This is a genomic window from Caloramator australicus RC3 (assembly GCF_000297115.1).
GTDB lineage: Bacteria > Bacillota > Clostridia > Clostridiales > Caloramatoraceae > Caloramator > Caloramator australicus.
Genome location: NZ_CAKP01000096.1, coordinates 14,669 through 28,843 on the forward strand (window position 1 = coordinate 14,669; position 14,175 = coordinate 28,843).

The following is a 14,175-nucleotide window of genomic DNA, read 5'->3' on the forward strand; positions in this document are numbered from 1 at the left end:
ATGGATATAGCTAAAAAACTTGGAATAAAAGATGGCGTTGTAACCATAGTTGGGGCTGGCGGAAAAACAAGCCTTATGTTTAGCATTGCAAAGGAGCTAAGGCAAAAAAAAGTTTTAGTGACTACGACCACCAAAATATATTACCCTTTAGATGATCAATACGATTACTATTATAAATATGTAGAATTTCCCTTTAAAAGGATGAAGGGGATAACTGTAATAGGAAACGGTATAAATGACGAGAACAAAATTATAGGCCTTGAGGAGGAAAAAATAAAGACCATAAGGGAATATTTTGACATTGTCCTTATAGAAGGTGACGGCTCAAGGGGACATCCAATAAAGGCACCTGAAAAGCACGAGCCTGTAATTCCTTCCTTTTCAAGCATTGTAATAGGAGTTATAGGAATAGATTCTCTTTATAAAACAATAAACGAAAAAAACGTATTCAGGCTAGACAGGTTTTGCACCATCACAGGATCAAAGATTGGAGACCTTCTGGATGAATATAAAATTGCAAAACTCATTACCTCAAAGGAGGGCCTTTTTAAGGGTGCCCCAGATGACAGCAGAAAAATTGTTGTCATAAACAAAGTGGATGATGAGGAAAAGAAGGCCTTAGCAAAAAAAATATTTCATTTAGTCCGATATGAATTTGCAGTTTCATCAGTAAAGCTTGGCATATTTGAAAAATGGAGATGATTTTATGGTTTCTATTGTTATTTTAGCGTCGGGATTTTCAAGTAGGATGAATAAGGACAAGCTCCTTTTAAAATATAAAGATCTTCCCTTAATTGAATGGACCATCAAAAACGCAGTGGAATCGAAGGCAGGGGAAGTTATAGTAGTCTATAGGGATGAAAGGGTAAAGGAAATTTCAAAAAAATACAAAGTAAAATGCATATTTAACCCCAATGCCCACCTTGGACAGAGCGAAGGAATAAAGCTTGGATTAAGGGAAATTGAATTAAAGGATGGGGTAATGTTTTTACCTGGTGATATGCCCCTTTTTAAGAGGGAGGATATTGATAGATTAATAGATGAATATGAAATGGAAAAAAAGATTATTGTTCCAACCTGCCTTTTTGAGTTCAGATCGCCCATAATTTTTCCATTTAGATTTTCGAAAAATTTTTTTGCCCTTCAAGGTGATAGAGGCGGAAAAACATTTTTAAAGGATTTTTCTCATGAAATTAAAGAGGTCCATTTTAAAGATGTAAAAATATTTCAAGATGTTGATATAGAAAAAGACCTTAAAGATTTAGATAAAAGGATAGTTTTAATTAAAGGTGCAGGGGATATAGCATCAGGCGTTGCCCTAAGGCTCAAAAGGTGTGGGTTTAAAATAATTATGACGGAAATTGAAAGGCCTTCGGTTATAAGAAGAAGGGTTGCCTTTGCCTCCTGCGTTTATGAAAAAAGCATAAAGGTTGAGGACACAGAGGGAATTTTAGTAGAAAAGTTAACTGATATAGAAAGGGCGTGGAGGGAGGATAAGATTCCTGTTTTAATAGATGAAAATTTAAGCATATTAAATCATCTTAATGTAGACGTTTTAGTAGATGCAGTTCTTGCAAAGAAAAATTTAGGGACAAAAATAGACATGGCACCAATAACAATAGGACTTGGCCCAGGTTTTGAGGCTGGAGTTGATGTAAATGCTGTGGTTGAGACAAACAGAGGTCATTACCTTGGAAGGGTTTATCTTAAGGGAAGGGCAGAAGAGAATACAGGAATTCCAGGGGATGTTTTAGGATATCGGGAAGAGAGGGTTATAAGATCACCTAAAGAAGGAAAAGTTAAACTAATTAAGGATATAGGCGATTATGTAAAAAAGGGTTATGAAATTCTTTATGTTGACGATACATTAGTTACAGCTTCTATAGATGGCGTTATCCGTGGACTTATCATGGACGGATATGAAGTTTATGAGAATATGAAAATTGGAGATATAGACCCAAGGGGAAATAAAGAGCACTGTTATACCGTTTCAGATAAAGCCCTTGCTGTTGCAGGAGGCGTTTTAGAAGCTATTTTTATGTTGGGGGGATTTTGATGGAAAATTTGATTTTTGAAAAGGTTTTAGAAGGTTTAAAGGAAAATAAAAGGATGGCCCTTTGCACAATAACAAACACATATGGCTCTTCACCAGGGAAAGAGGGCTTTATGATGCTTGTTTTTGAAGATGGCACATCCTTTGGAACGGTTGGGGGAGGAATTCTTGAGGCAAAGATTACAGAGGATGCCCTTGAAACGATAAAAAAAGGCACATCAAAGACCTTTACCTATACCCTTAACGATACTGATTTAAAATCAAAATGCGGTGGCAAGGTTGATGTTTTTATAAAGGTTATTGGAAGCAGAGAAAAATTGCTCATAGTCGGTGGCGGCCACGTTGCCCTTGAACTTTATAAATTTGCAAAGCTCTTAAACCTTTATGTTGTAATCTTTGAAGACAGAGAAGAATTCGGAAGCAGAGAAAGATTTCCTGAAGCTGACGAAATTGTCCTTGGAGATATAGTCACTAATCTTAAAAATTATCCAATTGACGATAGATGCTTTATTGTAATAGTAACAAGGGGACACGAATATGACGAAGCTGCCTTAAGGGAAGTAATAACAAGGGATGCAAAATACATAGGAATGATTGGCAGCAAAAACAAAGTAAACTACATCTTTAGTAACCTAAAAAAAGAAGGCTACGAAGAAGCCCTAAAAAGAGTCTACGCCCCCATCGGCCTAAAGCTTGGCGGCAACACCCCACCCGAAATCGCACTATCCATAATAAGCGAGATAATGCTAATTAAAAATGAGGGAAAATTGGAGCATTGGAGGATGGGATAAAAAAGAAAAATTAGTTAATTTTATATATTTTAAAAATTTAAAGGAGGTGTTATTATTTTGTTTGAGGAGACTTTGTTACAAAAATTAAATAATATCAATCAAAATTATTATAAGTTGATATTAATTATCACCAAAGATTTTCAAAAAATAAATAGTTTGTTAGTAAATTTTGCTGAAAAAAATAGCATTCCTTATATAAACCTTAATTTAGAATTATCAAAACGACTTATTTATGTTCCTTTTAACGAAAGATGGATATATGCAGATAAAGAGCTTAAAAATATTCTGCTTAAAAAGGAACATGATACCATAATTGTTGACAATACAGAAATCTTATTCGAAGAGCATTTAAAATTAAATCCAATCGAAGAACTCAAAAATATAAGCAAATATAAAAATATAATTGCATCAGTAAGAGGAAATTATAAAAATAATATTTTAACTTATGCTAAAATAGGAGAAAAAGAATTTAAAAAATATATATTGGATGATTTGTTAAATAATTTAATTACAGTGTAGGGGTGATTAAATGAGATACAATGAAATAGTAAATTTTGAGCCGCTTGAGAGTTTAATTCAATTGTTGGATGCTAATCAAAAAGAAAAAGCAATCAATTTAGTAAAATCTTATGTTATGTCGGATTCTATGGCTGAACTATTAAATGAAGTTGTAATACCTCAGCTGCAATTTGATAACATAATGGACAATAAAGGAATATTTATAGTAGGAAACTATGGGACAGGAAAATCACACTTAATGTCGGTTATATCATCAATTGCAGAAGATAGAGAGTTATTACAATATGTTGATAATGAGAAATTTAAAATAGAAGCAGAAAAGATAGCTGGGAAATTTGAAGTTTTAAGAATAGAATTGGGATCTGTTTATACAAATCTTAGAGACATTATATTGAAAAAAGAAATAGAAATAGATTTAAAAAACAGAGGCATTGATTTTATCTTCCCTGAAATGAATGAAATAACAAATAATAAAGAATCTTTAATTGAAATGATGGCTAAATTTGAGGAAAAATATCCAGACAAAGGATATCTTATTATTATTGATGAGCTTTTAGATTTTTTAAAGACCAAAAGAGAACATGAACTTATTCTTGATTTAGGCTTTTTAAGGGAGCTTGGGGAAGTTTGTAAAAATACAAGAATAAGAATTATAGCAGGACTTCAAGAATCATTATTTGATAGTCCAAAATTTTCACATGTAAAAGACAAGATATTACAAATTAGGGATAGATACGAAAATATAATTATAAGAAGAGAAGATATTGCATATGTAGTATCAAAAAGACTGTTGAAAAAGGATGAAAGGCAAAAGGCATATATAAGGCAGCACCTTCAAAAGTTCACTCATCTTTATAATAATATGGTTAATACCCTTGAAACATTTGTTGATTTATATCCAATACATCCTAAATATATTGAGGTTTTTCAAAATATATATATTGCAGAGCACAGGCATATATTAAAAACAATAAGTTTAACAATAAAAAAGATTTTGAATGAAGAAATTCCAGAAAATGATACAGGTATTATTTCCTATGATTCATATTGGGATCATTTAAAAGAAATGACGGCAGCAAGGACAGATGTGCAGATTAGAGAAGTTGTAGATAAAAGTAAGACTTTAGAAAATATAATCGATTCTTCCTTCACTAAGCCAGTTTATAAAAAATATGCTATAAAAATAATAAAGGCATTAAGCGTTCATAGATTGACAACAGGTGATATATATGCACCAATTGGAATTACTATAGAAAATATAAAGGATGATTTATGTTTAAACATTATAGAATCTCCTGAAATTGATGAAGAATTTTTATTGTCGACAATTTCAACAATACTTAGAGAAATAATAAAGACGGTTAGTGGTCAATTCATTTCATATAATGAAAATAATGGACAATATTACCTTGATTTAAAGAAGGTTGTTGATTATCAAGCAAAGATTGTAGAAAAGGTAGAAATGCTTTCAGAAGACCATCTAAATAGATATTACTTTAAACTATTATTAAAATTATTAGAATGGGAAGATATTACATCAAGCGTTCCCGGACATCAAATTTGGGAATATAAGCTCTTATGGACAGATAAAAATGTAGAAAGAAAAGGATATTTATTCCTTGGAAACCCTAATGAAAGGCCAACAGCTCAACCACCAAGAGATTTTTATATATACTTTTTAAGACTTTTTGAATATAATGATTGGAAGGATCAAAACAAAGAAGATGAGGTATTCTTTATATTTAATGTAATAAACGATGATTTTGAAAATCAACTTAAACTTTATGCGGCTGCAAATGAATTGGCGATAGCATCACCTGGAAATAGTTCGGATAAAAGGACGTATTTAGATAAAGCAAAAGAATTTGAAAAAGGTATAATAAATTTAATAAAGAATAATATATTAAATTGTTTTAAAATAAGGTATAAAGGTCAAGAAAAAACTATTTTAGAAGCTATAAAAATTAAAACTATAGGAGAAAAAAGCTTTAAAGAAATAATCGATGTTATAGCTTCAAATTATTTATCAAGCTATTTTAACCAAATATATCCTGATTATCCTAAGTTTTCAACAATTATAACATTTAACAACATAGAACAGGCAACTAAAGCAGCTCTAAATTGTATTGCAGGCAAAAAAGAAGAACTTGGACTAAGAGTTTTGGATTCATTAGGACTTCTTGACGGGGAAAGGGTTGATCCCTCTGATTCTATTTATGCTAAACATTACTTAGATTTAGTTTCAGATTTAGCACCTGGAATGGTTATAAACAAAAAAGATTTATTTGAAAAAGATAAAAGTGAAGATGAAATTGATAAAAAATTTAAATTGGAGCCTAATTTTGTTGTGGTTATTTTAGCTTCTCTTGTTTATAGTGGTGATATTATCCTAACTGATGCAGTTAATAAAGAATATGATTCAACAAAACTTAATGAATTAGCATCAGCAAATCTGTATAATATAATTGAATTTAAATATATAAAAAGACCAAAGGATATCCCGATTGAAGCTTTAATAAAACTTTCGGAATGTTTAGGTATACCAGGACATATAAAAAATCCAGCAAGGAGAGTAGAAGCAATAACTGATATTTTAAAGGAAGTGGATACAATTATAAAAGATATATTTTATGTAAAAGAGCAAATTAATAAAGGCATATATATTTGGGATTGTGTTCCTCAAATGATCGAAAGAAAAAAAGATACATATTTAGATAAATTAAACAAATTTAAAGAATTTTTAGATAGCTTAAAAATATATAACACCCCTGCTAAATTAAAATCCTTTAAATATACAGCAGATGAAATAGAAGAAAATTTTAAACCTAATAAAATATTAAAAGATATAAAATTTATATTGGAATTTAGAGAAAAAATACAAGTTTATGTAGAATATTTAAAGACGGCAGATGCATTTATAGATGATAGCATTTTTAAAGAGATTATAGATAAGGTTAAAAACAAGATAAAAGAAGCTATGAATGATTTAAGTAAGCTAAATGAAGATTATATTAACGAAATATTGGAAGATTTAAAAAAAGCAAAAAACAGATATAAAGAAGTTTATTTGGATGAGCATAAGAAATATAGATTGGACATTAATGCAGATAATAAAAAGGCTAAACTGCTTTCAAGCAAAGAATTTGATAACTTGAGAAAGCTTTGCCAGATAAAGGATATATTTAATTCAAAGAAATTTGATGACATTAGCAAAAAGTTTAGTTCTGCATTAACTTGTTTTAATTTGACAAATGATGATATTGAAAGAAATGTAATATGTCCGCATTGTAAATTTAATCCTAAGGATAATAATAAAGTTTTAGTTTATGGCCTAATGGATTCAATAGAGGAGGATATATTAAATACTTTAAATGATTGGGAACAACAGCTTTTAAAGGCACTTGAGGATAGTATTATTGTAGAAAACATGAAATATTTAAAATCAGATGAAAAAAGGGAAATTGAAGAATTTATAAGCAATAAAAAATTACCTGAAATTATTACAATTAGCTTTATTAATGCTATTAACCAACTAATGGATGGCTTTGATAAGATAGAAATAAAAAGCGAAAATTTAAAGGATATAATTCCTAAAGGACCTATAACTGTAGACGAATTTAAAGATGCGATAGATAAATATATAAACAATTTATTAAAGGGAAAACAAAAGGATAAAGTAAGAATATTAATAAAGTAATGGAGGTTATAATATGAAGCTTACAAAAGATGATTTAGACAAAGTAAGGCATATAGAAGGTTTCCCTATAGCTAAAGATGAGGATATAATAAATCTTTCAGATCCACCTTATTATACAGCTTGCCCCAATTCATTTATAAATGATTTTATAGAAAATTTTGGTAAAAAATATGACGAGAATAGTGATGATTATTATGTAGAGCCTTTTACAGCAGATGTATCGGAAGGGAAAAACGATCCTATATATAATGCACATTCCTATCATACAAAGGTTCCTTATAAGGCTATAATGAGATATATACTTCATTATACAAAGCCAGGAGATATTGTTTTTGATGGATTTTGTGGGACGGGTATGACAGGGGTTGCAGCAGCTATGTGCGAAAATCCTGATCCAGAGTTTAAACTTCAGCTTGAAAAGGAGTTCAAAGAAAGAGGGAAAAAAATAGAGTGGGGTGCAAGAAGAGCCATACTTTGCGATATATCTCCTGCTGCAACATTTATTGCATATAATTATAATACCCCAGTTGATCCTGCAGAATTTGAAAAGGAAGCTAAAAGTATTTTGGAGGAAGTTGAAAAGGAATGCGGATGGATGTATGAAACTATTCACATTAATGATAATGGAGAGCCTATATTAGATATAGAAGGGAAGCCTATAAAAGGGAGAATTAACTACACAGTTTGGTCAGATGTTTTTATATGCCCAAGCTGTGGAGAGGAAATTGTGTTTTGGGATGTAGCAGTAAATAAAGAAGATGGACAAGTTCTTAATGAATTTAAATGTCATTCTTGTGGGGCAATTCTTAAAAAAAAATAATCTTGAAAGGGCTAAAACTACAGTTTATGATAGGGCATTGAAGGAATTTATCACTCAAGCAAAGCAGGTTCCAGTTTTAATAAACTATACGGTAAACGGCAAAAGATATGAAAAAAAACCAGATGAATTTGATTTAAGACTAATTCAAAAGATTGATGATATGGATATTCCTTACTGGTATCCTACAAACAGGATGCCAGAGGGGGATGAATCAAGAAGAAATGATAAGTATGGTATAACACATGTGCATCATTTTTATATAAAGAGGAATTTGTGGGTGTTAAGTTGTTTAAATAAAAAAAATATAATTCTAAGTTTTGTTATTTATTTTTTGCTTCTATATTATCATCCTTAGCGAGAGCCTCAATAAGGAATAGATATATGCCTGAATATGGGAATAGGCATGTTGGTGTATTATCTGGAACATTATATATTCCAAGTTTAAATGAAGAGAATAATATTATATCGATGTTAAAAACAAGAATAAACAGTATTCATAAAGCATTAATAATATTTAAGAATATAAAAAATTATAATTATATAATATCAACAAATTCTACTGTTAATTTATTTTATATAAAGAATAATTCTATAGATTATATTTTCACTGACCCACCATTTGGTGATAACCTAATGTATTCAGAGCTTAACTTTATATGGGAAGCATGGCTTAAAGTATTTACAAATAATAAATCAGAGGCGATAATAAACAAAATTCAAAGAAAAGGACTTAAAGAATATCAAGAACTAATGGAACAGTGTTTTAAAGAGATGTATAGAATTTTAAAGCCGGGAAGGTGGATAACTGTAGAGTTTCATAACTCAAAGAACTCCGTATGGAATGCGATTCAGGAGGCAATGTTAAGGTCAGGATTTATAATTGCAAATGTAAGAATTTTAGATAAAAAGAAATCAACAACCAATCAATTGACATATGCAAATACAACAAATAAGGATTTATTAATTTCAGCCTACAAACCCAAGGAAAGCTTTGAAAAGAAGTTTATGTTAGAAGCTGGAACAGAGGATGGAGTTTGGGATTTTGTAAGGCAACATCTTGAAATGTTACCAGTTATAATAGAGAATAACAATAAATTAGAGATTATTCCAGAGAGGCAAAATTATTTACTTTATGATGCTATGATTGCTTATCATATTCAAAAAGGATTAAGTATACCTATGGGTGCTGCTGAATTTTATAAAGGATTAAAGGAAAGATTTGTTGAAAGAGATGGAATGTTCTTCCTACCAAGCCAGGTTATAAAGTATGAAGAAAAAAGATATAAATTAGAACTTATGGAGCAACTTACATTTGTAATTGTTGATGAAAAAAGTGCAATACAGTGGATAAGAAGTGAACTTGAAAAGCAACCTCAAACATATCAAGAGATTCAGCCGAAATTTTTACAAAAGAAGCATGAATTTAAACATGAAAAAATGCCGGAGCTTTTAGATATGTTAAAGGAGAACTTTTTACAGGATGAAGAAGGAAGATGGTATGTTCCAGATCCAAATAAACAATCTGATATTGAAAAATTAAGAAATAAAAATTTATTAAAGGAATTTGAAGGCTATTTAAATACAAAGGGTAAACTTAAAGTTTTTAGAACAGAGGCGATAAGAGCTGGATTTAAAGATTTATGGCAGAAAAAAGATTATAAAACAATCGTAAAGGTTGCCGAGAGGCTTCCAGAAACTGTTTTGCAGGAAGATAATTTCCTTCTTATGTATTACGATAATGCTGTAACAAGATTAGGTGATTGATATGGTTGAGGTAGGTAAATATGTTTATGCTAAGGAATTAAAAAGACACGTTAAAATTTTAGATGTTGTTGAACTTTGGGGATATAAAATATTTTTAGCTTTAGATACGTCAACAAATAAACTTTTAAAACTTAATGAAGAAAATATAGAATTGCAAATAAAAAATAATATTTATGAATTTAAATATATTTTATATTCAGCTAAAATTAAAAATGAAATATCAAATGGAATACTGTCGCCAATAAGCGGCAGTATTCTTCCACTTCCCCATCAAATTTATGCTTTAAAAAGGGCAATTTCAAATGACAATATTAGATATATTTTGGCTGATGAAGTTGGTCTTGGAAAGACAATTGAAGCCGGATTAATTTTAAAAGAGCTAAAAATAAGGGGACTTATAAAAAGGATTTTAATAATAACGCCAAAGGGGCTTGTAACGCAGTGGCAAGAGGAACTTAGGGAAAAATTTAAGGAGGAATTTAATATAATATTGCCTCAATATTTTGATTCACTAAAAAAGATTTATGGCGACGGGAATATTTGGACAAAATTTGATCAGGTAATAACATCTCATGATTCTGTTAAGCCAGTAGAAAACAGAGCTGGCTGGACAAAAGAAGATATAGATTTATTAAATAGTGAAAGATTTATCAATTTAATTTCGTCAGGATGGGATTTAATAATTATTGATGAAGCTCATAGATTGTCAGGATCCAGTTCAGATGTTGCAAGATATAAACTTGGTAAGGCACTATCTTTATCCACACCATATTTACTATTATTATCCGCAACACCGCATCAGGGTAAAAGCGATTCTTTTTTAAGACTTTTAAAATTTTTAGATGAAGAAGCATTTCCAAATGAAAAAGCAATAACAAGACAAGTAGTATCACCCTATGTAATTAGAACTGAAAAACGAGATGCAATAGACTTTGATGGATATAAATTGTTTAAAAATAGATATACAAAGATAATTAATATAAATTGGACGGAAAAACATGAATTGCAAAGATTGCTTTATGAAAAGGTAACAAATTATGTTTCAAGAGGATATAATAGAGCTATAAAAGAAAGAAAAAATTATATAGGTTTTTTAATGGTTCTCATGCAAAGACTTGTAACAAGCAGCACAAGGGCAATAAGGGACTTTGTTGAGAGAAGAATTGAAGTTTTAAATAATCAATATTTTGATAATGAAAAATATGATATTGAAGATATATATGATGGTTATGGAGAGGAAGCACTGGAAGAATTAATTGCAACGACAAGCTTTGATATTAAAAAGGAAATTGAGGAACTTAAAGAAATTTTGACAGTTGCACAACAAGCAGAATATCAATTTATTGATGCGAAGCTTGAGATGCTTTACGATATAATTTTTAAAATAAGAATGGAAGAAAATGAAGCGAAGTTTTTAATATTTACCGAGTTTATTGGGACACAAAACTATTTAAAGGAAATGTTATCAAAGAAAGGATATAAAATTGCATTATTAAATGGTTCTATGGATATGGATGAAAGAAAAGAAGTATTAATAAATTTTAAAGAAGATGCGGATATTTTAATATCTACTGATGCAGGAGGAGAAGGGTTAAATCTTCAATTTTGTCATATCGTTATTAATTATGATATGCCATGGAACCCGATGAAAATAGAACAAAGAATAGGAAGAGTTGATAGAATTGGACAGCATAGGGATGTTTTAGTATTTAATTTCATATTAGAGGATACTATTGAAAATAGAGTAAGAAAAATTCTAGAAGAAAAATTACAAATTATATATAAAGAATTTGGAGTAGATAAGATAAGCGATGTCCTTGATAGTTTTGATGCAGGGGTTGATTTTACAGATGTTTATATAAAATCAATTGCTAATCCTAAATATATGGATGTCTTTATAAAAAGTGTGGAGGAAAAAATTAAAGAAAAAACAAAAAATTTATCTGAATTAAAAGAAATCCTTAAGGATAAAAAAGAATTAAATTTAGATCTTATTTATGATTTACCATCACAAGATATAATATATTATTTAAAGGAAATGTATAAATATAAATGTCTATCGATAGGTGAAGAAGTAAAATTAGATTTTATTCCAATTAATTTATTTGACGAAAGAATAAAAAGCCTTTTAAATATTCAAGAATTCCCTATTAAAGATAAGATACCTAGAGTTAATCTTAGTAATAAATTTGAAAAAGGATATTGGAGTCTTTGGGAAGTAAATATTAGTGATAATGAAAGGTATTGCAAAGTTTTTTCTGTATTTATTAATTCTATAGGTGATTATAGACCAGCAACATCAAAGGCTTTATTTGAATTGTTTTTAAAAGAAAATATTGATTTTGATGGAGAGTGTGGATTGAGACAGGATATATTTAGTATTATAAGTAAAATTGCCAAGGATATTGGATATAACTATTTTAGCGATATGAAGGAAGATTATTTTAAAAATGTTGAAAAAGAACTTGAAAAGTATAAAACTGCCTATAATCTTAGAAAAGAAGCTGCAATGAAAATTGGAATAGAATCAATTAAAAAACATAGATTAAGTCAAATTGAAATGGAAGAAAAAAATAAATTGAATTTAATAGAAAATAAAAAGAAAATAATTCCTAATTTGAAGCTTTTATATATGGTATATGTGGAGTGATGGTATGAATATTAATGATATTCTGTTGAGAAAAATTCCATTAAACTTATATGAACATATTTTAATTTTTGATTTTGACAATTTAATTTCAAACGAACTTATAATAGAAAAAATACTAAAGGAAGGTTATGAGATTTTTGAATTTAAAGACATCGAATATTATAGAATTTATTTTGAAGCGGAATGTAGGAATTCCTCCAAGAAGCTTATATTAATAGTAAATGATAATGTCTATATTCCATATGATATTAAAGAGGATTATTTTTTGGTTGATATAAGTTTAAATGATATATTTAAAAATATTGATGTTAGGGTTTTAAAATATATTGCAAGAGAAAATTATGGTATTATTTATGAAAAAGCAAAAAATATTAAAAGAATATTATCTTATGAGGAAACTTGTGACTTTTTATTAAAAAATGTTTATTATATTGATATCCAACTTATTAACACTTTTAATGACTTAATTAAAATCATATTAAGGTTATATTACAAAGGAATTGAGCTGCCTAGCATTTTAGTAGAGCATTTATATGAGAGATTGAATTTAGATTATGATTTACTTAATGAAATATTAATGGGGAAAGATAAATTCTTTAATTTTTTACAAAATCAGTGGGAAATGTTTGTGAATAGTTTTATTAATCCGTCTATAAAAAGCATTGTTGATTTTAATGATACAGATATAAAAGTGTATATTGATAATTTATTCTCGGAAGGATACTTGCATTCTGTTGATATTCAAATAAATGATAATATACCCGAATTTGCTAAAATAGGGATTATACTAGATAGAAATTCTGTTTTAAATAACGAATATGGAATGATGATTAATAAATTAAAGAAGAAAACTGATAGCATCAGTGATTATAAAGATTGGATAGAATTAGCCAAGATTTTTGGGGAAATAGTTAGAATAAGTTGCATTTTAAATAAAGAAGAATATAAATCGCTAAGTTTAAGTTTAAACGATAAATTTAAAAACTGGCTTTATATGAATTATGGTAAACTGCCATATTTGTCTTATTTTAATGGACCTGTAATGATTCATCAAATTCAACATTATATAATAAATACCATTAAAAAAGAAAAGAAGAAAAAAGTAATTTTAATAGTATTTGATTGCATGTCACAATTTAATTGGAGTATTATTAAGCATTATCTTAATAAGAAGGGGTATTTGATTGAAGATAAAGCTTGTTTTGCATGGATTCCAACTATAACTTCTGTTTCAAGACAGGCATTGTTTTCCGGAGAAATTCCTATTAATTTTAAAGAGACTCTATTTACGTCAAATTACGATGAAAAACATTTTAAAAATTTTTTTATAAATCATGGCTATAATGAGAAGAATATTATGTTTTTTAGAAATGTAAAAACTTTTGAGGAAGAAGGCTTGCAAAATGCATTGGAAAAGAATGTAGATGTAATTGGCATTGTAGTTGATTTAATAGATAGATTTGTTCATAATCAAATGTTTGATTATAAGGGGCTATATAATAATATTGAATTTTATTTGAATGAAGGATATTTAGATAAGTTTTTTACTAATATTTTAGAATATGGATATGAAATATTTATTACTTCAGATCATGGGAATATATCAGCGATAGGACAAGGTAACGTTAAAGAGGGTGTTTTGCTTGAAACATTATCAAGTAGAATTGCTGTTTATGAAAACGATTTAAAAAATATTTATCTAAATGATAAGAAAATAATAGAATGGATTGGAACAGGATTACCTAATGAGTATAATTATATTATATGTGACAATAATTATTCCTTTTATAAGGATGGTGAATCAATATTAAGCCATGGAGGTATATCTTTTGAAGAGGTTATAGTTCCATTTGCTAGAATAAAACACTAAGGAAGGATGAA

At 28.8% G+C, this 14,175-nt stretch carries 10 protein-coding genes; all 10 read left to right on the forward strand.

The window, feature by feature from the left end; all coding sequences use genetic code 11:
- From yqeC to pglZ, 10 genes are read left to right on the forward strand one after another with little or no spacing between them, the layout of a single operon-like run.
- On the forward strand, positions 1-702 hold the full coding sequence (gene yqeC, locus CAAU_RS08830) for a selenium cofactor biosynthesis protein YqeC (RefSeq protein WP_008909097.1): 702 nt from the start codon (positions 1-3) through the stop codon (positions 700-702).
- A 4-nt stretch (positions 703-706) separates the two neighbouring features.
- A complete protein-coding gene (gene yqeB, locus CAAU_RS15515) occupies positions 707-2,056 on the forward strand; it encodes a selenium-dependent molybdenum cofactor biosynthesis protein YqeB (protein WP_008909098.1) in 1,350 nt (449 codons plus the stop codon).
- Positions 2,056-2,844 carry an XdhC family protein gene (locus CAAU_RS08840; RefSeq protein ID WP_008909099.1) on the forward strand — a complete coding sequence of 263 codons (789 nt, stop codon included), beginning with the start codon at positions 2,056-2,058 and terminating at the stop codon, positions 2,842-2,844. Before yqeB ends, CAAU_RS08840 begins: the two co-directional genes overlap by 1 nt.
- Before the next feature lie 57 nt (positions 2,845-2,901).
- The gene (gene brxF, locus CAAU_RS08845; protein WP_008909100.1) at positions 2,902-3,363 is read left to right on the forward strand and encodes a BREX-3 system P-loop-containing protein BrxF; all 462 of its coding nucleotides are present in this window, start codon (positions 2,902-2,904) and stop codon (positions 3,361-3,363) included.
- Positions 3,364-3,373: 10 nt separating this feature from the next.
- Positions 3,374-7,060 carry a DUF6079 family protein gene (locus tag CAAU_RS08850; RefSeq protein ID WP_008909101.1) on the forward strand — a complete coding sequence of 1,229 codons (3,687 nt, stop codon included), beginning with the start codon at positions 3,374-3,376 and terminating at the stop codon, positions 7,058-7,060.
- A gap of 13 nt (positions 7,061-7,073) precedes the next feature.
- Complete coding sequence (locus CAAU_RS15020) at positions 7,074-7,880, forward strand: DNA methyltransferase (protein ID WP_008909102.1); 807 nt, start codon at positions 7,074-7,076, stop codon at positions 7,878-7,880.
- Positions 7,834-8,235: a hypothetical protein gene (locus tag CAAU_RS15240; protein ID WP_008909103.1), complete on the forward strand. Its 402-nt coding sequence runs from the start codon at positions 7,834-7,836 to the stop codon at positions 8,233-8,235. Before CAAU_RS15020 ends, CAAU_RS15240 begins: the two co-directional genes overlap by 47 nt.
- Positions 8,236-8,261: 26 nt before the next feature.
- Complete coding sequence (locus tag CAAU_RS15025; RefSeq protein WP_008909104.1) at positions 8,262-9,644, forward strand: DNA methyltransferase; 1,383 nt, start codon at positions 8,262-8,264, stop codon at positions 9,642-9,644.
- A gap of 1 nt (position 9,645) precedes the next feature.
- On the forward strand, positions 9,646-12,294 hold the full coding sequence (locus CAAU_RS08865) for a DEAD/DEAH box helicase (RefSeq protein WP_008909105.1): 2,649 nt from the start codon (positions 9,646-9,648) through the stop codon (positions 12,292-12,294).
- A gap of 4 nt (positions 12,295-12,298) precedes the next feature.
- Positions 12,299-14,164, forward strand: a complete 1,866-nt coding sequence (pglZ, locus tag CAAU_RS08870) for a BREX-3 system phosphatase PglZ (protein ID WP_008909106.1) — start codon at positions 12,299-12,301, stop codon at positions 14,162-14,164.
- Positions 14,165-14,175 lie beyond the last annotated feature (11 nt).